Origin of the sequence: Niallia alba (assembly GCF_012933555.1) — a bacterium.
GTDB lineage: Bacteria > Bacillota > Bacilli > Bacillales > Cytobacillaceae > Niallia > Niallia alba.
Genome location: NZ_JABBPK010000001.1, coordinates 1,748,817 through 1,772,042, shown reverse-complemented (window position 1 = coordinate 1,772,042; position 23,226 = coordinate 1,748,817). Strand labels below are relative to the sequence as shown.

The following is a 23,226-nucleotide window of genomic DNA, read 5'->3' as shown; positions in this document are numbered from 1 at the left end:
TTTTCTAATTAAGTAACATACTTTTTACTTCTAGTTCTCTCAATTTTCCACACCAGGATCCAGCGTTCTTTCTGTCCGTTAAGAGTGAGATAAAGAAACAACAGCCAGAATATAAGCTCTAATCTAACTGCTGTACTTCTTACTTCCTACTTTAATGATTCTTGATAGCGGTTAAATGCAGTATTTTGGATTTCCATAAACTCATCGAATCCCATTTTCTTTAGTTGACTTATATAGTCATCCCAATCTTTTTCTATGCCGCCCTCAACAACCCACTTCGATTGCATCGAATTTACATACGAACTTAAGTCTACATTCAATGTATTTAAACGCTGCATTTCTTCTGCTGTAAAGCTAACTGTTGGAAATTGTTCTCTTGCGTATTCACTTATTTTTTTATCTAATTCTAGCTTCAATCCATCGCCACTATCTGTTGGCAAAGTTACCTTTTCATTAAACCCAGCTTCAATATACTTAGGACCGAAGTCACGGAATGAATTTGTCCATGCAAATATATCTGCTGATTCACCTTCTGGCGCATTCAATACTTGATACGTTCCATCATCCTTCTTTTCTACCCCAATACCAAATGACCCATAAAAGGTTTGAATACTGGCATCCTCTGTATAAAATTTATCTGCCCATTGTAATAATTTTGCTGGATCCTTAGCTTGAGTTGTAATAAGTAATTCATTTCTTGCATATGTTTCCGTATCGGAAATTACGTATCTTTCTCCATCCGGACCTTTAAGAGGCGCAAGCGGTACATATTCCTCTGCATTTGGACCAAATACAGCATCCGGGGTCCAACCAAAAGCGACACCCACTAATGCATCATTTTCATCTTTGCGCTTTGCCTCTGCCATAGAGTCATCTTGCGTAAACAGTTCTTGATCGATTAAACCATCTTTGTACGCTTGATGCATCCACGCAATCCCCTCTTTGTATTCTTCTTGTGTAGGAATGTAAGATGGCTTTCCATCTTTTAAAGTCATTAAGCCCGCTTTATCATTGCCCTTTGTTACGCCAAATGGCAATATAAACCCATAAATATTCCCTCCATAAGGAATTTCATCATTCAAATCCCCATTTCCATTTGCATCCTTTTCCTTAAATGCCTTGAGAACATTATAAAAATCTTCATACGTATCTGGCATTTCTAAGCCTAAATTATCTAACCATTTTTGATTAATAAATAATTGATTTCCCGTTAATGGTCTTAAAGGCAATTTTTTAGGCAAACTATAAATATGGCCATCTGGCGAAGTAACTAGAGCACGTAACGCTGGCTCTTTCTCAAATGCCGCCATTAAATTTGGCATATGTTCTGCGATTAAATCCTCTAACGGAATGAATAAACTTTGGTTTTGGGCAATGTCTCCATCACTTAAAGCCAACGATCCCCAAAAAGCATCTGGTAAATCTCCTCCCGCCATCAGGACTGATTTTTTATCTCCCCATTCTGAATTTAAGTAAATATCCCAATCTACTTTAATTCCAGCTTCTTTTTCCGTATCTTCTACAAATCCTTTAAGAAAATCATCGCCCCAATCTGACCAGCGAACGGTTGCAATTTTGTATTCTCCATCTTCCTTTTCTTTTGTGTTCGTGTTAGCATTACTGCAGCCAACAATTAAACTACTTGCTAAAACTACACTCCATAACCCTTTCCAGCTTCTCTTTAACATTACAATTCCCCTTTCTATTACTCTTTAATGGAACCAACCATGACACCTTGGTTAAAATATTTCTGCAAAAATGGATATAAGCACATAATCGGTGCAGTTGATACAACAATCGCTGCATACTTCATCATTTCAGATAATCTTCTTAATTCCGATGCAAGTTCTCCGGATGCAGTGCCAAGCAATGACTCATTAGAAATTAGAATTCTTCTCAAAACTAATTGAAGCGGCTGTAAATCTTCATTAGAAATATAAATCAATGCATTAAACCATGAATTCCAAATACCAACGGCAGTCCATAAACCAATTACAGCTAAAATTGCTTTTGACAACGGTAGTACGATCGTTAGAAAATACCGGATTGTTCCACAGCCATCAATTTGAGCTGCCTCCCACAATGTATCTGGTATACTATTTTTAAAAAATGTTCTAGCAATGATTATATGAAAGGAGGACACAGCAAAAGGTAGTACCATTACCCAAAAAGTATCAAGCAATCCAAACCCTTTTACGACTAGATAAGTTGGTACCAATCCTCCACTTACAAACATTGGGATAAGAATAAAAATAGCCAGCCACTTTTTTCCGAATAAATCAGCCCTTGATAAAGCATAGCCTGCAGGAATATTGACGATTAAAGCGATAATCGTTCCCACAACTGTATAAATGATCGTATTTAAATAAGATCTCCAAATAATTTCCTGTTTAAATAATTCCATATATCCATCCAACTTCCACTCCTTCGGCCAAAACCATACGTTTCCATTGGTAACGTCAGTTGGATTACTAAAGGAAGCGATAATAATAAACCATAAAGGATAGACAATCATTAAAATCATTAAGATAGCAATCGTATAAACAGCTATGTCAAACAAGCGATCATTCCAACTTTTTTTCCTTTTTGATTTCTTATTGAATTTTTGAATAAGTGCTCCTTCCAATTCTAATGCCTCCCTTCTATAATAAACTTGTTTTTGTTAGTTTCTTCGATAACCAATTCACAAGAAGTAAAATGATAACATTGACTACCGTATTAAATAGACCAATGGCTGTTGATAAACTATATTGAAAGTTTTGCATCCCAACCTTATAGACATAGGTTGAAATGACCTCACTTCCAGTTAAATTCAATGGATTTTGCAATAATAAGACTTTTTCAAAACCTACACTTAAAAGGCTTCCAGCACGCAAGATTAATAAAATCATAGCAGTAGGCATGATAAGTGGTAAGTCTATATGAATAATTTTCTGCAGTCGACTTGCCCCATCCATCGTTGCAGCCTCATAATAGGTTGGGTCAATTGCTGATAATGCGGCCAGAAAAATAATACTATCCCATCCTAAATGTTGCCATACATCACTCCATACATATACACTACTGAAAAGCGTTGGTTTCGATAAAAGATTCGGCATTTCCATCCCAAATAACGATAAAAAATTAGCTATTAATCCTGTGCTTGGTGATAAAAAAATTAATATCATTCCACACATTACCATCGTTGAAATAAAATGTGGCAAATATGTCGTAACCTGAAAAAACTTTTTAAACATTCCAATCCGCATTTGATTACAGAGAATCGCTAAAGCTATTGGAAGTGGAAACCCTACTAGAAGACTGTACAAACTAATATATAGGGTATTTTTTACCGTTAAACCAAATTGATAGGAATGAAAATATTGAATAAAATGCTTCATTCCCACCCATGGACTATTCCAAATCCCAAGCGCTGGGGAATAATCCTTAAACGCCATGATAATTCCATACATCGGAATATACGTAAAACAAATTAATAGAATGAGAGTAGGCAGAAGTAACACATATAATGGAAGACTTTTTTTCATCTGTTTTATATGTCTTAGCTTATTTGGGAAATCAGGTGTGATTTGCGTGTTTTTTTCTGTAGCGATCGTACTTTTCAATTCTTCCACCTCCTTTATTTGATATAATCATTATATGAAAGCGCATTCAATAAAAATAGAGCTATGCCGACCTAAAGTAATACTAAAAAGGACAGATTTTTATCATTGCTTTTCTATTCAGACGCAGTAATAGCAGTATTCCGTTGTATTTCTGCTACTTCCCCTTTTTCTAGACGGAATACTGCTAGAAATAGTCTGTTAACTTTATATAATGAAAATAAGCATTGGAGATGAGTAAATGATACGTTCCATTGATAAGAACCCATCGCGTTCCATAAATTATTATCTAAAAGTACTTTTAATCATTATAGTAATTATCTTACTAATCAATATGTTGATTAGTATGTTAACTCTCTCTATTACAAGGAAACAAAGCATTGATACCATTACCAATACCGTAAACCTTTATATAGAAAATGTTCGCTCTAATTTAAATGCTGTAGACCACTTTATGATTTGGACAGTAGTGCACGAACCATTGATTGAAGAAATGGAAGAGAATATGGGAATGGATAAATTTCCGCAAAATTTAACTAATTTTCGAACGAGAGTAAATGACTTTCAATACTCGATAGGAAAAGAATATCAGTTCTTTCTTGGTCTAAAAGAGGGATCTTTTTTTTCCAATGCATCGCCTATAAAACTACCTTATCAAGATTATCTTCAAGTAAAGAATTACTTTTTTTCTCAAAACGACTCCTTACATACATATGAAATATTTAGCACATGGAAAGCGATAAAAATAAACGAAACCTTTTATTTTTATCATCTAGTAAGCTATGAGAATCGGATTTTTGTTTGTTTAGTTTCTGCTGAAGATCTTTTAAAACCGTTAAATAGCTTTAATTTAGGGAGTAATGGTTCGATCGTTATAAAACAAGAGGGAAAAACAATTTTAACAACCAATCAACAAATGGGAGAAGAGGAAACGGCTTCCTATCACTTTTTTACAAGCAAGTTACTATTTCAAGAAAAAAATATATTACTGCCGTTTAGTTTACAAATAAACGTAGACCATTTTGGGGCATTTAAACATGTGGTCATCACTCAAGTAATCTTAATTTTGGCAACCATTGTTATTAGCATCATCTTATTTTTCATTCTGCTCTATATTAAAAATCGCTTGATCTTTCCTATTCAAAAGTTTTCTAAAAATCTGTCTGAGATAAACAATAATAAGAATATGATAAACTTCGAAAGTAATAGCATTATCGAACTCGAGCAAGCTAATACACAATTCAAAAACTTAATTCAAGAAATAAAAAAATTAAAAATTAATATTTATGAGCAGGAGCTTGAAAAGAAAAGAATAGAGATGGACTTTTTACGATTACAAATTAAGCCTCATTTTTATATCAATTGTTTATCAAGTATTCATAGTATGGCGGAAATGCAGATGTTTACTGAAATCAAGAAGATGTCGATTGCTACATCCCGTTATTTTCGGTACCTTTTTCAAACAAATCACCACTTTGTTTCGTTAAAAAAAGAACTCGATCATATTCGCGATTATCTTGCCATTCAACAATTATTGCATGGACCAACCTTTCAATATAAAACATCCATTCGACTAAACATAGAGGAAATGCAAATACCACCGTTGATTCTGCAAACTTTTATTGAAAATAGCATCAAACATGGATTTTCTGATATAAATTATGAGGAGACACTAATTATTTCACTAAGCATTACCCCTGCAAAAGACGAGCAAAAATTGAACATTACGATAAAAGATAATGGTCCTGGTTATCCACCTGATATTTTGGATAAGCTCCAAAACCAACTACCCATATCAGCAGCTAATGGCAAACAAATCGGAATAAATAATGCCATCCAAAGGCTTCAAATGCTTTATGGAAACAGTTTTTCCATCTCCTTTTCAAACGGAATGAATGATGGAGCTATTGTTGAATTAGTTATCCCAACACAATTAATGGAGGAATAATCAATGAATGTCTTAATAGTAGATGATGATCGATTTGTTGTTAAATTATTGAAAGAAAAAGTTGATTGGGGAAATTTAGGGATTGAACACGTTTATACTGCTCATAATATTCGCCAAGCAAAAAATGTTTTTATTAAACAAAGTATTCACTTGCTAATTTCAGATATAGAAATGCCATACGGTAGCGGTCTTGAATTATTAGCATGGGCCCGTCAAGAAGGGTATACGATCCAAACGATTTTTTTAACAAACTTTGCTGATTTTCATTATGCTCAAAAAGCCATTGAGCTCCAAAGCTTTGAATACTATTTAAAACCGATTGAAATCGATAAATTAGAGTTTAGTATTTTGAAAGCGATTAAAAAGGTGAAAATTACTCAGCAAAGTGAAAAAGCTATCCAAGTAGGTCAGTATTGGCAGCAAAATAAACAAAAACTAGTGGATCATTTTTGGAGTTCCTATATAAGAAATCAAGAATGGCTTAAAGCAGAACTTGAAGAACAATTATTAAAAAATCATTTGAATTATTCCATAGATGACAGCTTTTTGCCTATTCTATTAAATATATTTCCATATAATATTTCGTTTAAAGAAAATAGCCCTGCTATTTTAGAAATAGACGAAAAACTGGTCTCCAAATTGATCGCCCATTTAAATTCCACCTTTAAAGATACTACCTTTACTTTAGAAAGCGTAGTCGGATTAGATATTAATAAAGAAAAGTATGTCCTTCTTTTAAGAAATAACGGGGTGCATTTAGAGTATCCACCATTAGTTCCATTATGCGAGAACTTAATCCAGACACTTAAGCATGATTTGTTAATAGATACCCAATTTAGTATTGGGTATTCAACCACTTTAGTTAAAATTCATACAGCAGTAAAACAACTGCAGCAAAAAAGCGAAGATACGATTGATTTTAGAAACACGGTTCATTACTTTCTATCTTATGAAAAGAAAACATATAAATATGGAGAACCTAATTTAGCCATTCTAGAAAAGTATCTTCAAAACGGTAATAAACAAAGTTTTCTAAACAAATGCAGACAATATTTAGTTCAATTAAAAGAAAAAAATAATCTTAACCTCAGTGTTTTATGCAATTTCCGTTTAGACATCACTCAATTATTGTTTACCTACTTAAAAAAGAAGGAGGTGCTTGCTCATAAGTTGTTTGATGGAAATACAAATAACTTATTACAAACGCAATCATTACGTTCAATCGATGATATGATGATTTATATTACCTACTTAATAGATGTCTCGCTTCATTATTTAGATTTCATTTATTCTCAAAAATCTGTTGTGAATACAATTTGTGATTATATTGATGAACATTATCAAGAAAATATTACAAGAGATAGCATTGCAAAAATTGTGTATTTAAGCCCAGATTATATTGCGAGAATTTTCAAGAAAGAAAAAGGACTCTCGCTTGTAAACTATATCATCAAAAAAAGAGTAGATATCGCTAAGGATTTACTCATTCAAACTACATTACCAGTACATATTATCTCCGATAAAGTTGGTTACGGGAATTACTCCTACTTTACTAAACTTTTTAAAAAAGAAACAAACTACACGCCCTATGAATATCGGCGCAAAGAAAAAGCCTCCACCCTTTAAGTAAGGGAGAGGCTTTATTTAAGTCTAGCGTTTTAAATAAATAATTTCCTCAGCTAATTTAGCCATTCGCTTTTTAGCATCTAAATCTGTAATTTCGTTCTCATCATCAAAATAGTCATTGTGCACAAATACATTTTGTACGGTAACTAATCCTTTAAAATACGTCAGTATTGGCTTTAATTGATATTCCATCACAAGAAAATGTTTATCTGTCCCACCTGTGATAACCATCCCCGTTACTTTTGATTTGAACGCATCAACTGGAAGATGATCAAAGAGATTTTTTAAAACACCTGTAATGGAAGCTTGATAGACAGGCGTTCCAATAACTAGAGCATCCGCGCCTAAAATAGTGTTTACTATTTTAATTGTATCATCATTATAATAGCTTAATGGTGCACCATTAACAAATTCCATCTCATACTCTCTTAAATCGATCAATTCCACTTGAATCGCTGGATCAAGCGATTTTGCAGCAACTAAAACTTCATTTACTGCCTTGGCAGTTTTCGAACCAATTAACGAGCCGGAAATCCCTACAAGCTTCATATTATCCTCCAAGCTTAAAGATAAGCATGAAACACTTTATCTTCAACAAACTTATTAATTATTTGCAAATTTATCAGCAACTATACTCCAATTAATGATAGAGAAGAAATTGGAAATGTATTCAGGTCTTCTGTTTTGGTAATTTAAATAGTAGGCATGCTCCCATACATCTAATCCTAAGATAGCACGTTCTCCATCCATAATTGGATTATCTTGATTTGGTGTGCTTGTTACTTTTAAATTGCCTTCTTGGTCAACAACTAGCCACGCCCATCCAGATCCAAATCTAGTAGTAGCAGCTACAGTAAATTGTTGTTTAAATTCATCATAGCTACCAAATGCTTTATTGATCGCTTCTGCTAATTCACCAGAAGGAGCATTCGTACCTGTAGATGGTGCAATAACCTCCCAAAATAAGGAATGGTTTAAATGACCACCTCCATTATTTCTTACAGCTGTTCTAATTTGTTCTGGTACTTCATTAAGATCGCTTAATAGTTCTTCTAGAGTTTTTCCTTGTAATGCATCTTGCCCTTCAAGAGCAGCATTTAAATTGTTTACGTATGTTTGATGATGTTTTCCATAGTGAATTTCCATTGTTTTCTGATCAATCTGAGGTTCTAAAGCATTAAATTCGTATGGTAAAGCTGGTAATGAATATGTAGTCATTTTGTAATTCCTCCAATTTTTTATACTTATTGGTTTAAAAAGTATAATTAAACATTAACCCATTAATAAAAAAAAATCAATTACTTTATTTCAAATTTTGGATATTTTATCACAAAACTAATTTAATTCTATGCAAGCAATCTTGTACAAAGTAACTACTTTTAACATTTTATACTTTCTGGTATAATTAATTTCTCTACACTTTTATTTAGGCTGTTTTCTAAAAGGTTATTGTTTTTTCTATAGACAAAAAGAATTAATTGGAAAATAAAGTAGCCTTTATTTATAATTTTTCTCTCCACTGAAATAGAATGGAGGTTTATAATGGTTAATACAAAAACGACAAAAGATAAAATTCTTCATCTTCTCAAAAAAGAAGGTTCCTTAACCGTAAACGATTTTACTGATCGTCTGCAAATAACACATATGGCCGTGCGAAAGCACTTAACGATATTAGAAAAAGATGATTTGATTCAATCCGAACTAATAAAACAACCAATGGGACGCCCTATTCAAAGCTTTACATTGGCGGAAAGAGCAGAATATTTTTTTCCAAAAAGCTATGAAGGAATTAGCATCGATTTATTACATGATGTAAAAGAACTATATGGAGAAGATTCAGTGCAACAGTTATTTAATAAACGGGAAGAACGTCTAACAAAAGAGCATATTTCTCGCATGGAAGACAAAAAACCTTCTGAGAAAATGCAGGAAATGGTTACTATTCAAAATGAAAAAGGCTATATGGCTGATTTATCACAAGTGGACGACTATACTTTTGAAATAACAGAATATAATTGCCCCATCTTAGAAGTTGCTAAGGAGTTTAAGATTGCCTGTCGATGTGAGACAGAAATGCTGAAAAAAGTTCTCGGCACAAATGATGTTGCTAGAACATGCTGCAGAACGGAAGGAGATAATCACTGTAAGTTTTTAGTGAAGTTTGTTCCACAACCTGCTTCTTCCTTAGTAGAGGTATAACAGCTATTTATTGCAAGCTAAGTAGTAATAATAGAAAAAAGGGAAGTCTTAAAGAAAATGATTCTTAAGACTTCCCTTTTTTCTATTACTATTATGCAAAAACAGCTAATTCAGCTTCAATTTGTTTCATAATTAGTTGAAGACATTCTTCTGTAGTTTTCGCAAATATTCTTTTTCCGTTAACAATTGCGTAAGGCCGTTTCGCACACATTCCACAAAATGAAAGACAGCTACTTTCAATCACGGCAACTTCTGGATATTTAGATTCTATTATTTCTTCTAAATTTATTGCTGTAATCAAACTTCCATCGCAAATTTCTACCACTACAATGCCCACTTTTGTGTTCCTCCCCTCGATTAATTATTTCTTAAACTATCTATATCGAATTAATATATGGTTCTAATTTATAGGTATAATACTGAATCATTTTTCATAGACAATTTCTTTTACAATATACGAAAATGATTATTTATTGAGTTTTTTATACCATAAAGTATAAAAAACAAGTATATACATTTAATCATTTTCCACCTAAAAAAGCAAGTAAAGAAGCACTCAACTGACCTAGTAAACTTCTCTTCCATGAAAAATAAAAATACTCCTTTGTAGCTGAAATGTTATGTAATAACAGGTTCATGATCATCTACAGAAGGAGTTTTTGCATTAATATTATTTGTTCAATGGATAATTCTTCTATTCTCTTCCTAAAAAGAAATGGAAAATATACTCTTTAAATATTATTGGAAATATCATCCTAAAAAAATAATAATATTCGGACAATTAGTTCATCGATTCACAATGTTTGATTTTGAAATCGTTTTCAAATATAATGTAAATTAGGTTGGATAACATTAGTGGTTATCATTGTATACAGCGTAGGTGGAGCTGATACTATAAAGGAGCTTTTTTAAGTTCTAATGAAAAGCAGAAAATCTTTTATAAAAAGGATTTTCTGCTTTTCCAATATTACCTTATTGCCATTTTCCATTTTTGCTCATGTCTAAGCAGCCACTCTTTTCTCCACAAGCCACCAGCATACCCAGTTAACGTTCCATTGGCACCGATTATTCGGTGACATGGAATAATTATGCATAGCTTGTTTTTTCCATTTGCACTTCCAACTGCTCTCACTGCCTTTTCGTTACCGATGTTGTTAGCAATATCCTTATAGGATCCGGTTGCAGCATAAGGTATACTAGTTAATGCATTCCATACTTGCTTTTGAAAAGGAGTTCCTTCCATTTCAATTGGAAAAGAAAAATCAAAATATTTCCCACTAAAATAGGCATCTAACTCGTTGAAACATGTAACTAAAACAATAGGTGTCTGATCATCTATCTTATTTTCTGGTAACTCTTTTTCCGAAAACAAAATAGAATAAACAGCTTTATCCGTCCCGCTTATCTCTATTACTCCAATTGGAGATTGGTAATCGATTGTAAACATCCTATTCCCCCATAAAACGCTTATTTGCTCTTTATTTTAACAGAAAAACAAATATTGTTGCTTCATTAAATTTCCCTTTGTTTATTTTTCAAATTATTGTTTACAAATTAGTAAAATAGTGTTAGTCTTTTAAATAATTTACTTAATTCCTATTTAACCTATAGGAATTACAATTTTAAAGGAGGACTTAGCATTGAACTTTTTCGCTATATTAAACATTCTTATCTTACTTATTTTGCTTAGTGTTCTTTTCTACATGCAAAAGAAACATATTTCCTTTTCTAAACGCGTCTTTACAGGGTTAGGACTTGGTGTTTTATTCGGGGCAATCTTACAGTTATTTTATGAACCAAGTTCTGAAGTAATCACTGTTACAAATGATTGGTTTGGATTAGTCGGAAGCGGATACGTAAAACTATTGCAAATGATCGTTATGCCACTAGTTTTTATCTCCATTGTCGCTGCATTCACAAAGCTTGAAAAATCAGCAAACCTTGGTAAAATCAGTGGTCTTGTAATCGGAACATTATTAATCACTACAGCTATTTCTGCTGGAATTGGGATTGCAGCAACAGCTGGCTTTGACTTAAAGGCTATTGATGTAAATGCTGGCGATGCCGAAATTCTTCGCGGACAACAATTAGAAGAAACTTTAGGAGAAGTACAAAGCACAACTGTACCACAAAAAATCCTGAGCTTTTTACCTGCGAACCCATTTCAAGATTTAACAGGGGCAAGACCAACTTCTACTATCGCAGTAGTTATTTTCGCAGCATTTGTTGGGGTTGCATTCTTAGGAATTAGAAGAAAAAATCCTGAGCAAGCTGCATTTTTCCAAAAGATTGTTGAAGCTTTACATACAGTTGTTATGCGAATAGTTACATTAGTGCTACGACTAACTCCATATGGAATACTTGCACTAATGGCGAAGACTGTTGCGGGAAGCAACTTTGATGCGATTGTGAAGCTAGGTAAATTTGTTATTGCTTCCTATGTAGCATTAATTGCCATGTTTATTGTTCATTTAATAATCCTTGCTGTTATGGGACTTAGTCCAAAACAATATCTTAAAAAAGTTTGGCCAGTTCTGACATTTGCATTCACATCACGTACAAGTGCAGGAACAATGCCATTAAACATTGAGGCACAGAAGAATAAATTAGGTGTACCTGAATCGATTGCTAACTTTTCTGCATCCTTTGGGGTATCCATAGGGCAAAACGGCTGCGCTGGAATCTATCCTGCAATGCTTGCAGTCATGATTGCACCAACCCAAGGCATTAACCCTCTATCCCCTTCTTTTATTGCAACATTGATTATTGTTGTCATGATTAGTTCTTTCGGGGTAGCTGGAGTTGGTGGTGGAGCAACTTTTGCAACATTAATTGTTCTGTCTACTTTAAACTTACCAGTTGCTTTAGCTGGGGTATTAATCTCCGTTGAACCATTAATTGATATGGGTCGTACTGCTCTAAACGTAAGTGGATCTATGGTTTCTGGTGTCGTAACAAGTAAAACACTTGGTGAATTAGATACGAAACAGTATCATTCAAATGAAGTGGATACTGCTGAGAATATTGCGTAATAGAAAAGCAAAGCTCCTCCTAAGGTGCTTTGCTTTTTTAGTGTATTCACTCAAATTCATTAATAAGATCAAAATAATTAATTAACATTACTTCTATTTTGTGTTCTTCATTTAAATTTGCTTGCCCAGTAATTGTTCCAACTTCTGCTGTACTGCTGTCCTGTTTACGGTACTCTATTTTTGCAGAAAAATTATATATAATCTCATCAGAACTGGTCTTTTCACAATTAATTTCCAATACTCTTAAAGTGTAATGATATCTCGCAGGTTCATTCCATACTACGGACCCATATCTTGAAACGTATTCAACATACGCTCTATCACTTGCAAAATACTCTTTATATAAGCCCTCTTCATATTCGCTTAATCCCTTTATTTCTCCCTCTTCTACCGAACTCATATTATTCATTAATCTTAACCATTTCTCGTCAGGTCCCGTAAAGTTATTTTTTATAACAGCTTCTATTGTTCTTATATCCGCTTCTTCTTTCGCTGCTATACTATCACTTGGATTTCGTGCCGAATCAGAAGAAATTAAACTTAACCCAAGCGGAATTAATATAATGATAAACGTAGCTACAGCCATAAAAGGAAAAATTTTTGAATAAATCCTCCTTTTTTTTCGTGTTGTAGAAATCTGTGTCCACAATTCTTCTTTTAGTCCACTAGGTATTTTAATAGAGTTATACTCCTTCTCTAACTGCTCCTTTAATCTTTCATCTTCTTGATTATTCTTCAACTTTACTTTCACCTCCTGATTGATACTGTCGATACATTTTTTGTTTTGCACGATATATTCTTGATTTAACTGTTCCTAATTTAATAGAAAGCAATTTAGCAATTTCTCTCTCTGATAAGTCATCCATATATTTTAATATCAATACTTGTTTTTGTTCCGGTGGTAAATTGGCTAAATAATATTCTATTTCATCTTTCTCATAATTAAATTCATAAGTGTTTAACACATAGTTTTCTTCTTCAAACAATTGTGCTGATTGTCTTTTGTTTTTATTATAGATATCAATGGCAGTTCTTGTTGCAATCGTAGTTATCCAAGCACTTAACTTGGAGTGGTTATTTATTTTCCCTAAATTTTTTAATACCTTTATAAAGGTATCATGAGTGGCATCTTTCGCAAGTTCCTCATTTTTCAGAATATAAAAAGTTGTTTTATATACCTTCTCAAAAAAGAGTTCATATATCTCCTTCTCATTAAAACCAGTAATATCGAACACCCCCCTTTACCTTAAAGACCAGTCTATCCACGAAAAAGTTCCACTTTTATTATAAAGGCTGTTTTCGTAAAGTTTGTTGCGATTACCCGCAGCCGGAATACACTTCGCTTTCCGGGGTCTCAGACTGTCTCGCTAATCCCCGTGGCGTCTTCGTGTATTCCGGCTGCTCCAATTTTCCTATTAATTCTTTTTTCCTATTGAAAAAACAACAATCCTTTAGAAAACAGCCATTATAAAAAATGGTAAGTAAATTTAATAAAAAAAATCCTGCTCTCACAGGATTTTTTAACCTTTCTCAATAGTTCATCTTATTTTATCATCGCAAATACTTCTGCTCGCTTGTCACTGTCTGTTTGGAAAACACCACGAACAGCAGAAGTAACTGTTTTAGCACCTGGCTTTTTCACTCCACGCATTGTCATACACATATGTTCTGCTTCTACCACGATCATCACTCCATGAGGCTCTAAAGTTTCCATCATTGTATCTGCTACAGTGGATGTAATTCGTTCTTGCAGCTGCGGGCGTTTCGAAACTGCCTCTATTGCTCTTGCAAGCTTACTTAATCCTGCAACCCTTCCTCCTTTAGGAATATAGGCTACATGTGCTTTTCCATAGAAAGGAACTAAATGATGCTCACACATAGAGTAAAAAGGAATATCTTTTACTAATACAAGTTCTTCATGGTCTTCATGGAAAATGGTTTCAAAATATTCTTTTGGATCGATTGTAAGACCTGAAAAAACTTCTTCATACATTTTTGCTACACGTTTTGGAGTATCCAATAATCCTTCTCTATTTGGATCTTCTCCAACCGCTTCTAATAATAAACGAATTGCCTCCTCTATTTGAGGAGTATTAATTTTACTCATTCCAAAATCCTCCTAAATACCTTCCCGATTATCTACACGCCACGCTTATTTCCCCAAATATACGTATGTAGCTGTGGGAGTACCTTTACATTTTTGAACTCATGATCAAGCATTGTTTTATCAATCAACCACTCATACTTAGTCAATAATTGCTCTACTAATTGAGTGTTATCAGTCGTTTTGTTATCTTCATTACCGACTTGCAGAAAAAAAGGAATATCTGAATAACGCAGATGCACTTTCTTGGCATAGTCATAATCTTCATCTGAAAATACAACGACTTTTATACTAATATGATTACTTTGATTTGCATCTCTTAATCTTTGCATAATCGAATCTAATATGTCAAAATCAGTATTCATTTTAGAACTTGGTGGTTTTGGTGAAATAGTCAATTCATCGATATCTACAAACCAATCCTGCCATTTACTTCCCTGGGTTTCAAGTCCTATTTTTATTTCCTTTTCCTTTAAAAAATCTACCAAATGTGAAAGATTTTTCAATAGGGCTGGGTTTCCTCCAGAAAGGGTGACATGAGAAAAACCATCGCCGCCTAATTGCACTAGCTCCTGCCAAATCTCTTCTGCCTGCATTTGCTTGATTAGTCCCTTGCCGCTGCCATCCCATGTAAAGGCAGAATCACACCAAGCACAAGAATAATCGCAGCCTGCTGTTCTGACAAACATCGTTTTTTGGCCAATGACCATTCCCTCTCCTTGAATCGTTGGTCCGAATATCTCCATTACAGGTACTTTACTCATACTCCATCCACTCCCTTTTCATTTCTGCAAAACTAGTAGGAGTTTCATAGAGGCGAACAAATTCCACTCTTGCCCCATTATCTACTTGTTTCATCTCATCTTTGTTCAAGACTTCTTCCATTTTTTTGAAAATCCAATAAACAATATTCTCTGCTGTAGTATTCATTGGTGGAAGTGTCTCATTTAAATAGCGATGATCCAAGTAAATTTCAATGTCGCTTTTCCAAATCTTTTTAATATCGCCAAAATCTATCATTAATCCGCGGTCATCTAAATAGCCACTAATTCCAAAAACAACCTTGTACGTATGTCCATGCAGATTCATGCATTTCCCTTCGTAGGCATGCAAATGATGTGCTGCATCAAAGGTAAACTCTTTACTAACCATCACACGCTTATGATGATATTTTAATTGCTTTGAAGAAATATCTTCCCCAAATTTTTGCAGTTTATCTACTACTCGAAAGTCATGCATCCTATTATACCCCCTTTCGACCAGCTAAATAATCATCTAAGCCCTTTTTGCGCAACTTACAAGCTGGACATTCCCCACAGCCATCTGCAACAATTCCGTTATAGCATGTCAATGTCTTTTCACGAACAAAATCGAACGCATTCAGTTGATCTGCGAGTCCCCATGTCTCTGCTTTATTTAACCACATTAGTGGAGTATGAATAACAAATTGATTGTCCATTGAAAGATTTAACGTTACATTCAATGACTTAATAAAGATGTCACGACAGTCCGGATATCCACTAAAATCTGTCTCACAAACGCCAGTTACGATATGTTTTGCTTGTATTTGACTTGCTAATACACCTGCAAATGACATAAACAATAAATTACGTCCTGGAACAAATGTGGAAGGCAATGCGCCATCCTTACCTTCTTCTACCGCAATATCTTCCCTTGTTAAAGCATTTGGCGCAAGCTGATTTAGTAGCGACATATCAAGAATATGATGTTTAATGCCAAGTTCTTCAGTAATCTTCTTCGCACATTCAATCTCTGTAATATGCCTTTGGTTATAGTCAAACGTGACAGCCACTACTTCTTTGAAGTTTTTCATCGCCCAAAATAAACAAGTAGTGCTATCTTGACCACCACTAAATACAACAACCGCTTTTTCGTTTTTCATTTCTAAAATCTCCTTCATATAGAAAAAACAGCACTACTAAGAAAGCAGTCCTGTTTTTCTTAGTTTTTTAAAGAGGGTAGCTAGAACCTCCACCGTAGAAACGGATTTTACTATGCTATTGTTTTAGCTCGACTTATTATATCGCATATTCGACAATTATTCTATGAGAATATTATTTTTTCGCTAAACAAAACTTATATGAATTACATCACTCTTTTCTTTGTATATAGATTAGTAACAACAAAACCTAGAACAATCATTAAAGTAGCTAGTAAACCGCCTTCCAGGCCAAAAGAACCGCCCGTTAGCCAATTATTTCCCATGGACACATCGATTCCATAAAGACCGTGCGGAGTAGTACCACTAACTGGAAAACCAAACACATTTCCTTGAAAATAATTCCACGTTATATGGTAACCAATTGGCATCCATAGGCTTTTCGTCTTATCATACATATAAGCAAACAGGAGCCCAACAAGAAAAATATTAATAATTCCAAGAACCGCCACATTCGGATTTAATAAATGTGCCACACCAAAAATAAGCGAGGAAACGATATACACGACCGTCTTAGAGTTACCGTTATCTGCAAGTGTTGTCATAATGTAGCCTCTAAATGTTAGTTCCTCTGAAAACCCTACTAAAATAAAAAACAGAAGATAAGATAGCGTGTAGGCAGAAAAATCTGGTGAAGCAAAAGAATTAGCCATCTCTATATTTTTGGTGAATAATAGAATTAAAAAAATAAAGACGATAGACACTGCACCAAGTCCTAAACCAGTAATAAAATCTGGAGAAAACCTTTTAAATCCCATTTCTGAAATTCTCTTCTTATTAACAAACTTCCATAAAAGAAACAAGATTGCGATACCACCGATTAATCCTAAACCTTGAGACAAGAGAGATAGCGGAGAACTATCTAAAACCTGATCAATCGTTTCATCCGAAATATTAGGATGAATTTGTGATTCAATAATTACGGCGATAATCATACCTGGGGCTGAAAGAATCATTTGCGCTATCATTGTAGCTGTTATAGCTAACAAAATAATCCAGCCCGACCTCACTTTCCCCATTTTATTTTTATACATCATTTTCCTCCTCTTTTCTTCACAATATATTCATAGAATTTTTTCCTCTATTCATTATATCTATTTCTTTTTGGACAATATATACTCTAATTCAATATTTTTCTACTATTCATATCATAGAAAAAAGATTCCCCTTAATATAGAAAAATCTAAAATAAGCATACATTATTCATCCATAAGCCTGTGCCGCAATTGCATATAAGCTATTATTTCTTTTTGGAAATGCTTCAAGATTCTTGACCATTACCGGGGGACGATCGTTTACTTGAAATCCTACTGTCTCTAATTCTTTCATTAATGATGTCTTCCCATCTAATACATCTATTCGTATACTTCCCTTATTGGTCGCAATTATTGTTTGAATAAGGAGCATCGCTTGTTTATCATTTTGAGCAACTACTGGACCAAGTACGAGATTAGCAGGTTTTTTAACAGCAAGAGCATATCCAACAATTATGCCTTGTTCCTTTAGCACAAGTGTATCCTTTGCCTGCTTTATCCTATTTTTTAGAAATAGTTCTCTCCCACTTCCAAATGCCACTTCGTCTAACTCCATCATTTCTTTTATATCAGTTTTGTTTAACGGACTAATGGAATAACCATCCGATGCTACCTCAAATATTTTTCCTTCCCCTAGAAGCTTTGTCACATGACTATATTCTTTAAAGCCTAATTTTTCATATACAGGTCTACCTTCTTTTGTAGCAATTAACATAAGTGCGGTATTTTGTGTTACTTGGCTCATACACTGAATCAATAGCTCTTTCGCTAATCCTCTTCCTCGATAGTCTGGATGGACAATAACCATGCCGATCGAGGCTAATTTAGCTCCATAAGGAATAATGGCCGCACAGGATATAACCATCTTATCGATATTTACATGTCCATAAACACTCCCTGAAGCGAGCAAAGTTTGTATTTCCTCTCTATCATAATCCCAACCAACGATCGTGGCTAAGGATAGCAAGTCTCCGATATGTAATTGATTTAACTGCTGCCTTGTTACTACCTCTTCCTTTTTCATTAGTTACTCCTTCCTCAATAAATCAACAGAATATTATAAATAATATTTCTATTATAATGGAAATTTCCATCCATGGGGATTTTTTTCTTTTACTGAGAAGGAAGATTTTCTTTTTATATAGAAAAGAATCAGAAACTTTTTGCGTGGTGCACAAAAGTCTGATTCTTTCCCTAAACACATTTCTAGCTAAATTTTCATTTCTTGTCCTTTAAAATCAATAAATCCTAGTTCACTTTTTGCTTCTATCTTTCCTTCTAGAATATCTAGTATGCCATTTGCTGATTCTTCTGGATAGCCTGTAGCATTTTCGCCGCCCATATCCGTTTTGATCCAACCAGGATGGACAGCATGTACAGCAATATCCTTTTCTTTCACATATCTTGATAATTGTACACTAAACATGTTCAGCGCAGCTTTCGAAATGCCATAGGGAAAATCACCACCATAAGCATTATGAATACTACCAGCTTCAGAAGAAATATTAATAATCGTTTTCTTCTTCCCTTTATATAAGAGTGGTAGAAAATGTTTCATTACTCTCATTGGTCCTAATACATTAACATCCATTGTGAACTTCACATTTTCAAAGTCTAGCTCTTCGATTATTTTTCCCCGCTCTGTCAAAACTCCGGCATTATTAATAATTCCATCGATAGAACCGACATCCTCTGCTGCTAATTTAGCTGCAGTTGCAACAGATTCCTCGTTCGTTACATCAAGGAAATATGTATATACTTTATCTGGATATTGTTTTTTCAATAGATTAATAGGGGAATCCTCTTGTATTGTTCGCACACCTGCAAGCACAGTATGGCCTCGTTCCAAAGCCGTTTTGACTAGATGAATCCCCAATCCCCGATTAGCTCCTGTAAGAATAATTTTCATTCACTACACTCCTATTCCTTTTCACAACAACTAAATGTATTTGCAGCTGATGGATTCTTATCCTTTCTCTGGCTGAATCTCTGTATGAAGCGCTTTAAAAAATTGCTGAATATATTTATAGCTGGATCCGAAATCTCCTAAAGCCCCTTCCTTTGAACAATAAACATCAATTGCAGATTGCATTCCGGCCATCTTATAAACCGTAATAATCATTAAACTCGATCCCTTACTTAGGACAATTTCGCCACGATCCGTATCGATTTTTTTCAATTCCCAATTCGTCATTTTTCTTTCTATCACGGTTTTTACCGTTTCCATTAATCGATCACGACTTTTTTTATAATAGCGTGTCTTTAATTCAGGAACTTTAGGCTGTTCCTTCGTCTCTTCAAAACTTTTAAAAATCCCTACCAGCACACGTGTTAAAGACAATTCCTTTTCCTCCTCAAAACATGAATTCCTACTATTTTGCTAACAAACACTAGTACAAAAATGGCTACTAGCAGCTGTTTCAATGGCTACTTATGGGTTGTGCCAGTCAAATGTAAGAGCTTTCTTTTTGTTTTATTATAGCTTATATCTGAAAATCAATCTAGGACAAACTGTATAGACATATTAAATAAGAACAAATATTTCTATTAATATATTGTCCTACTCTTTAGCTTATGCTTAAGAAAGCCATGTACTTTTGGCACACTGCTTCCTTAAGCTACTTTTTTGTTATTCCTTATTTAATTCAGGTGGAATGCGAAGGTTTGTCGCTTGTTCATAACTAAATGCCATTTCAATTAATCTAGGTTCACTATAGGCTAATCCTGAGAAGGTGATTCCCATAGGCTTTCCTTTGGGTGTATATCCTGCTGGAACAGTAATAGATGGATATCCTGCTTTTGCAGGCATCTCACATCCTAAATATTTCGCAAACACTAAGCCATCCAATTGATATTCTTCCATTGCCACATCGATTCCTTTTGTTGCCGAAAGTCTAATATCCTTTTCTCGGTGTTTCTTGTATTTTGGATCGTCCAAATCTCCGTTTAACGTTTGGCAGTATTCAAGAATTGTTTGCCCATACTTAACAGCATCCAAATGTTGTTTATTAAATGCAATTACTTCACTTAATGAATGAACGGGAACTTCCTCTGAAAGTTTATGTAAGTAGTTATTTATACCATGCTTAAACTCATGATAGAGAACGATCGACTCAAACTTTTCTCGAGGAATTGTCACATCAAGCAGAATAGCTCCTTGCTTTGTTAATTCTTCCAATGCTTCATTAAACAACACAACTTCGTCTTCCTCTTCAGGCAAGAAGGAACGATCAACGCCAATTCTTTTTCCTTTAAGACCGTCCGTTTTTAAAAATGTTGTATAATCACTCGGCTGCCCTTCACATGTTTTAGTCACTTCATCTGCTTCGTCTACACCTGCAATTATTCCTAAAAGAATAGCAGCATCACAAACTGTTCTCGTCATTGGCCCCGCCGTATCCTGACTATGTGCGAGCGGAATAATGCCGGAACGGCTAACAAGACCAAGGGTTGGTTTAATTCCGACAAGGGAATTATTGCTAGCAGGACTAAGAATAGATCCAGACGTTTCTGTCCCTATCCCAACAACAGCAAAATTGGCGGCAATGCTTGCGCCAGTGCCAGAACTTGAACCACCAACATCCCATACAGCAGGACCATATGGATTCATTACTTGGCCACCTAATGAGCTATAGCCGTTGGGCATATCTAATTCAGTAATAAAATTAGCAAATTCTGAAAGATTTGCCTTTCCAATAATAATCGCTCCTGCCTCTCGTAGCTTTTTGACAATAAAAGCATCTTCTTTTGCAAAATTATTTTCCAATGCAATCGAGCCGGCAGTTGTAGCCATCGCATCCTTCGTATCAATATTGTCCTTAATAATAACAGGAATACCATAAAGTGGTCCAATTTGATTGATTTCCTGTCTTTTTTTATCTAGTTCTGCTGCAATCTCTAATGCATCAGGATTAATTTCTCTAATAGAGCATAATGTAGAATCATACGCAGCTATTCGCTCTAAATATTGCTTTGTCAGTTCCCATGAAGTAATAACACCCGAATCAAGTGCCTTTTGCACTTCTAAAATTGTTGCTTCTTCTATATTAAAGGGAATTCGATTATCAATTTTCATGTCCCTTCTACCCCCTTCTCATTTTCTTAAGTATAGCTTGTTCCAATTGTTCAGAGAAGAAGAAATTTTTCGTTTTATCACAATGTTTTGATATAGTATAATTTTATAAAAAAGGGAGAAAAAAATGACCTATACACTCCAACCTATCACACAAGAACAAGCAGAAGAAATAGCTTATAACTGGCATTATGATGGAAAGTATGCTTTTTATGATATGGAGGCGGATGAAGAAGATTTAGCAGAATTTCTTGATAATAATAAAAGAAATAACTCTATTTATGCTGTTACTGAAAAAAAGCAGCTCATTGGTTTTTTCAGTATATATCAAGAAGAAAATAATACAATTAATATAGGACTTGGTCTTAGACCTGATTTAACAGGTCAGGGGAATGGATATACATTTTTAACAACTGGAATCAATTATATAAAAGAACGGTATTCCCCAGCCTTTATCTCTTTGGCTGTCGCAACTTTCAACACTCGGGCCATCAAAGTATATAAGAAAGCAGGTTTTAAAGAGACAACGACATTTATGCAGTCGACAAATGGAGGAGAATTTGAATTTGTTAAAATGATTTATACCTGTTCGATAGCATGAAAAGGAAGCCGGGACACAAGTATTTTCAACCAAATAACCCCGAACGATTATACGTACATGCTAAGAAAATTTCATATAATTGTTTGGGGTTTTATTCATTTTAAGAAAGAAGGTTTGTGGTGATCACCCGCAGACTGAATACACTTCGCTTTGTATTTCCTACTCATTATATTTTCTTTTAAAAAAATGATGGAACGAGCTGGTTTCGCTACTAAAATGAGAGATTGTTCGTCTTTATCTATTATATATTTTGTTCTGTCCCAGTCTTATTATTTGAAGTTATTTAAGGTCTATTACCATACCGGGATTTACCAACTGAACGGGACCACTATACCCTTGTTTTGCTTCTTCCACAAGTTTTTCTTGTTCACCATAATGGGGAAGATGGGTTAAAAGGAGTTGCTTTACACCCGTTTGTTCAGCAAGTTTTCCGGCTTCCTCTCCAGTTAGATGTCCTTTAACTATACCAAATTGTTCTTTATAAATGCTTGCTTCACTTATTAGAACATCCGCATTTTTTGCAAACACAACTAAATCATCCTTCCACTCGGTATCTGCGGTGTAAAGAATGGTTTGGCCACTTGCCTGTATTTTCATAGCCAAACAATAGGCAGGATGAATCGTTTCACAAAAAGATAGGCTGAATGGTCCTATGTTAGACGTTTTTCCTACTGAAATTTCCCGTCCTTCTGTATAAATATCATTGGTTAATTCGTCAAACTTAGCATCTCTTTTATGCCCATAGATTGGGAAAGGTTTTGTTCGGTTTCCGAGTTTTGTCTCAACTAGCATAGCATATTGCAGAACTCCCACATCAGCGATATGGTCATGATGATAGTGGGAAAGAATGCATGCATCTAAATCTTTTAAATCGACATATGATTGAACTTTTGATAACACCCCACTCCCACAATCAACCAATAAATGAAATCCATTAGACTCTAATAAAAATGAAGAAGTAGCACTGTCCTTGCCTGGATATCCTCCGTATTTTCCTAAAAAGGTAATTTTCATTTTTCTATCCACCTATCCTTTCGAACTTCTCCAA

24 protein-coding genes and 1 riboswitch are annotated in these 23,226 nt (G+C 34.4%); of the genes, 5 read left to right on the top strand and 19 right to left on the bottom strand.

The features are described from left to right. Positions 1-146 precede the first annotated feature (146 nt). The 3 genes from HHU08_RS08530 to HHU08_RS08520 are packed head-to-tail and all read right to left on the bottom strand — an operon-like array spanning position 147 to position 3,605. Positions 147-1,688 (bottom strand): type 2 periplasmic-binding domain-containing protein, encoded by a 1,542-nt coding sequence (locus tag HHU08_RS08530; protein ID WP_169188277.1) that lies wholly within the window; start codon positions 1,686-1,688, stop codon positions 147-149. 17 nt (positions 1,689-1,705) lie between these two features. Next, positions 1,706-2,626 carry a carbohydrate ABC transporter permease gene (locus HHU08_RS08525; protein ID WP_235678810.1) on the bottom strand — a complete coding sequence of 307 codons (921 nt, stop codon included), beginning with the start codon at positions 2,624-2,626 and terminating at the stop codon, positions 1,706-1,708. Positions 2,627-2,642: 16 nt separating this feature from the next. After that, positions 2,643-3,605 carry an ABC transporter permease gene (locus HHU08_RS08520; RefSeq protein ID WP_205835594.1) on the bottom strand — a complete coding sequence of 321 codons (963 nt, stop codon included), beginning with the start codon at positions 3,603-3,605 and terminating at the stop codon, positions 2,643-2,645. Between the two features lie 238 nt (positions 3,606-3,843). On the opposite strand from HHU08_RS08520, the gene HHU08_RS08515 reads away from it, so the two are divergent. Then, complete coding sequence (locus HHU08_RS08515; protein WP_169188276.1) at positions 3,844-5,550, top strand: sensor histidine kinase; 1,707 nt, start codon at positions 3,844-3,846, stop codon at positions 5,548-5,550. Between the two features lie 3 nt (positions 5,551-5,553). Then, positions 5,554-7,176 carry a response regulator transcription factor gene (locus tag HHU08_RS08510; protein WP_169188275.1) on the top strand — a complete coding sequence of 541 codons (1,623 nt, stop codon included), beginning with the start codon at positions 5,554-5,556 and terminating at the stop codon, positions 7,174-7,176. Positions 7,177-7,200: 24 nt separating this feature from the next. Here the strand turns inward: HHU08_RS08510 and HHU08_RS08505 are convergent, their stop codons facing one another. Together HHU08_RS08505 and HHU08_RS08500 are read right to left on the bottom strand one after the other, a co-directional pair. Further along, positions 7,201-7,725 (bottom strand): NADPH-dependent FMN reductase, encoded by a 525-nt coding sequence (locus HHU08_RS08505; protein WP_016200809.1) that lies wholly within the window; start codon positions 7,723-7,725, stop codon positions 7,201-7,203. A 54-nt stretch (positions 7,726-7,779) separates the two neighbouring features. Then, positions 7,780-8,394 carry a superoxide dismutase gene (locus HHU08_RS08500; protein WP_101730150.1) on the bottom strand — a complete coding sequence of 205 codons (615 nt, stop codon included), beginning with the start codon at positions 8,392-8,394 and terminating at the stop codon, positions 7,780-7,782. A gap of 324 nt (positions 8,395-8,718) precedes the next feature. Here HHU08_RS08500 and HHU08_RS08495 point away from each other — a divergent pair, with 324 nt between their 5' ends. After that, positions 8,719-9,375 (top strand): helix-turn-helix transcriptional regulator, encoded by a 657-nt coding sequence (locus tag HHU08_RS08495; RefSeq protein WP_169188274.1) that lies wholly within the window; start codon positions 8,719-8,721, stop codon positions 9,373-9,375. Between the two features lie 91 nt (positions 9,376-9,466). On the opposite strand, the gene HHU08_RS08490 is transcribed toward HHU08_RS08495, so the two are convergent. After that, positions 9,467-9,712 carry a DUF1450 domain-containing protein gene (locus HHU08_RS08490; RefSeq protein ID WP_016200805.1) on the bottom strand — a complete coding sequence of 82 codons (246 nt, stop codon included), beginning with the start codon at positions 9,710-9,712 and terminating at the stop codon, positions 9,467-9,469. A gap of 630 nt (positions 9,713-10,342) precedes the next feature. Further along, positions 10,343-10,822 carry a methylated-DNA--[protein]-cysteine S-methyltransferase gene (locus tag HHU08_RS08485; RefSeq protein WP_169188273.1) on the bottom strand — a complete coding sequence of 160 codons (480 nt, stop codon included), beginning with the start codon at positions 10,820-10,822 and terminating at the stop codon, positions 10,343-10,345. Positions 10,823-11,015: 193 nt separating this feature from the next. Here HHU08_RS08485 and HHU08_RS08480 point away from each other — a divergent pair, with 193 nt between their 5' ends. After that, positions 11,016-12,407 carry an L-cystine transporter gene (locus HHU08_RS08480; protein ID WP_016200803.1) on the top strand — a complete coding sequence of 464 codons (1,392 nt, stop codon included), beginning with the start codon at positions 11,016-11,018 and terminating at the stop codon, positions 12,405-12,407. A gap of 46 nt (positions 12,408-12,453) precedes the next feature. Here HHU08_RS08480 and HHU08_RS08475 read toward each other — a convergent pair whose 3' ends face one another. The 11 genes from HHU08_RS08475 to HHU08_RS08425 all read right to left on the bottom strand — a co-directional run bounded on the left by HHU08_RS08475 (position 12,454) and on the right by HHU08_RS08425 (position 21,580). Then, complete coding sequence (locus HHU08_RS08475; RefSeq protein WP_016200802.1) at positions 12,454-13,146, bottom strand: hypothetical protein; 693 nt, start codon at positions 13,144-13,146, stop codon at positions 12,454-12,456. Further along, complete coding sequence (locus HHU08_RS08470) at positions 13,136-13,642, bottom strand: RNA polymerase sigma factor (RefSeq protein WP_016200801.1); 507 nt, start codon at positions 13,640-13,642, stop codon at positions 13,136-13,138. The genes HHU08_RS08475 and HHU08_RS08470 overlap by 11 nt, the downstream gene beginning before the upstream one ends. Positions 13,643-13,950: 308 nt before the next feature. Then, positions 13,951-14,514: a GTP cyclohydrolase I FolE gene (folE, locus tag HHU08_RS08465; RefSeq protein WP_169188272.1), complete on the bottom strand. Its 564-nt coding sequence runs from the start codon at positions 14,512-14,514 to the stop codon at positions 13,951-13,953. 32 nt (positions 14,515-14,546) lie between these two features. Continuing rightward, positions 14,547-15,275: a 7-carboxy-7-deazaguanine synthase QueE gene (gene queE, locus HHU08_RS08460; RefSeq protein WP_169188271.1), complete on the bottom strand. Its 729-nt coding sequence runs from the start codon at positions 15,273-15,275 to the stop codon at positions 14,547-14,549. After that, the gene (gene queD, locus HHU08_RS08455; protein WP_169188270.1) at positions 15,268-15,750 is read right to left on the bottom strand and encodes a 6-carboxytetrahydropterin synthase QueD; all 483 of its coding nucleotides are present in this window, start codon (positions 15,748-15,750) and stop codon (positions 15,268-15,270) included. Before queD ends, queE begins: the two co-directional genes overlap by 8 nt. Positions 15,751-15,754: 4 nt before the next feature. After that, complete coding sequence (queC, locus tag HHU08_RS08450; protein ID WP_263479765.1) at positions 15,755-16,432, bottom strand: 7-cyano-7-deazaguanine synthase QueC; 678 nt, start codon at positions 16,430-16,432, stop codon at positions 15,755-15,757. 35 nt (positions 16,433-16,467) lie between these two features. Then, positions 16,468-16,510: riboswitch (PreQ1 riboswitch) on the bottom strand. A 107-nt stretch (positions 16,511-16,617) separates the two neighbouring features. Then, on the bottom strand, positions 16,618-17,508 hold the full coding sequence (locus tag HHU08_RS08445; protein WP_235678809.1) for a CPBP family intramembrane glutamic endopeptidase: 891 nt from the start codon (positions 17,506-17,508) through the stop codon (positions 16,618-16,620). Positions 17,509-17,674: 166 nt separating this feature from the next. Then, positions 17,675-18,529 (bottom strand): GNAT family N-acetyltransferase, encoded by an 855-nt coding sequence (locus HHU08_RS08440; protein WP_016200795.1) that lies wholly within the window; start codon positions 18,527-18,529, stop codon positions 17,675-17,677. A gap of 186 nt (positions 18,530-18,715) precedes the next feature. Next, positions 18,716-19,414 (bottom strand): SDR family oxidoreductase, encoded by a 699-nt coding sequence (locus HHU08_RS08435; protein ID WP_016200794.1) that lies wholly within the window; start codon positions 19,412-19,414, stop codon positions 18,716-18,718. Positions 19,415-19,471: 57 nt separating this feature from the next. Next, positions 19,472-19,846 (bottom strand): hypothetical protein, encoded by a 375-nt coding sequence (locus HHU08_RS08430; RefSeq protein WP_016200793.1) that lies wholly within the window; start codon positions 19,844-19,846, stop codon positions 19,472-19,474. A 288-nt stretch (positions 19,847-20,134) separates the two neighbouring features. Next, positions 20,135-21,580 (bottom strand): amidase family protein, encoded by a 1,446-nt coding sequence (locus HHU08_RS08425; protein WP_169188269.1) that lies wholly within the window; start codon positions 21,578-21,580, stop codon positions 20,135-20,137. A gap of 124 nt (positions 21,581-21,704) precedes the next feature. Here HHU08_RS08425 and HHU08_RS08420 point away from each other — a divergent pair, with 124 nt between their 5' ends. After that, positions 21,705-22,178: a GNAT family N-acetyltransferase gene (locus HHU08_RS08420; RefSeq protein WP_169188268.1), complete on the top strand. Its 474-nt coding sequence runs from the start codon at positions 21,705-21,707 to the stop codon at positions 22,176-22,178. A gap of 279 nt (positions 22,179-22,457) precedes the next feature. On the opposite strand, the gene HHU08_RS08415 is transcribed toward HHU08_RS08420, so the two are convergent. After that, complete coding sequence (locus HHU08_RS08415) at positions 22,458-23,192, bottom strand: MBL fold metallo-hydrolase (RefSeq protein ID WP_169188267.1); 735 nt, start codon at positions 23,190-23,192, stop codon at positions 22,458-22,460. Positions 23,193-23,226: the final 34 nt, after the last annotated feature.

What these genes read in the sequence shown, in the direction of transcription:
- HHU08_RS08420 (WP_169188268.1), top strand. Translation starts at nt 21,705, where the DNA reads ATGACCTATACACTCCAACCTATCACACAAGAACAAGCAGAAGAAATA.
- HHU08_RS08530 (WP_169188277.1), bottom strand. Translation starts at nt 1,688, where the DNA reads ATGTTAAAGAGAAGCTGGAAAGGGTTATGGAGTGTAGTTTTAGCAAGT.
- HHU08_RS08505 (WP_016200809.1), bottom strand. Translation starts at nt 7,725, where the DNA reads ATGAAGCTTGTAGGGATTTCCGGCTCGTTAATTGGTTCGAAAACTGCC.
- queD (WP_169188270.1), bottom strand. Translation starts at nt 15,750, where the DNA reads ATGCATGACTTTCGAGTAGTAGATAAACTGCAAAAATTTGGGGAAGAT.
- HHU08_RS08415 (WP_169188267.1), bottom strand. Translation starts at nt 23,192, where the DNA reads ATGAAAATTACCTTTTTAGGAAAATACGGAGGATATCCAGGCAAGGAC.
- queC (WP_263479765.1), bottom strand. Translation starts at nt 16,432, where the DNA reads ATGAAGGAGATTTTAGAAATGAAAAACGAAAAAGCGGTTGTTGTATTT.
- HHU08_RS08440 (WP_016200795.1), bottom strand. Translation starts at nt 18,529, where the DNA reads ATGAAAAAGGAAGAGGTAGTAACAAGGCAGCAGTTAAATCAATTACAT.
- HHU08_RS08495 (WP_169188274.1), top strand. Translation starts at nt 8,719, where the DNA reads ATGGTTAATACAAAAACGACAAAAGATAAAATTCTTCATCTTCTCAAA.
- HHU08_RS08515 (WP_169188276.1), top strand. Translation starts at nt 3,844, where the DNA reads ATGATACGTTCCATTGATAAGAACCCATCGCGTTCCATAAATTATTAT.
- folE (WP_169188272.1), bottom strand. Translation starts at nt 14,514, where the DNA reads ATGAGTAAAATTAATACTCCTCAAATAGAGGAGGCAATTCGTTTATTA.
- HHU08_RS08500 (WP_101730150.1), bottom strand. Translation starts at nt 8,394, where the DNA reads ATGACTACATATTCATTACCAGCTTTACCATACGAATTTAATGCTTTA.
- HHU08_RS08425 (WP_169188269.1), bottom strand. Translation starts at nt 21,580, where the DNA reads ATGAAAATTGATAATCGAATTCCCTTTAATATAGAAGAAGCAACAATT.
- HHU08_RS08510 (WP_169188275.1), top strand. Translation starts at nt 5,554, where the DNA reads ATGAATGTCTTAATAGTAGATGATGATCGATTTGTTGTTAAATTATTG.
- HHU08_RS08445 (WP_235678809.1), bottom strand. Translation starts at nt 17,508, where the DNA reads ATGATGTATAAAAATAAAATGGGGAAAGTGAGGTCGGGCTGGATTATT.
- HHU08_RS08485 (WP_169188273.1), bottom strand. Translation starts at nt 10,822, where the DNA reads ATGTTTACAATCGATTACCAATCTCCAATTGGAGTAATAGAGATAAGC.
- HHU08_RS08435 (WP_016200794.1), bottom strand. Translation starts at nt 19,414, where the DNA reads ATGAAAATTATTCTTACAGGAGCTAATCGGGGATTGGGGATTCATCTA.
- queE (WP_169188271.1), bottom strand. Translation starts at nt 15,275, where the DNA reads ATGAGTAAAGTACCTGTAATGGAGATATTCGGACCAACGATTCAAGGA.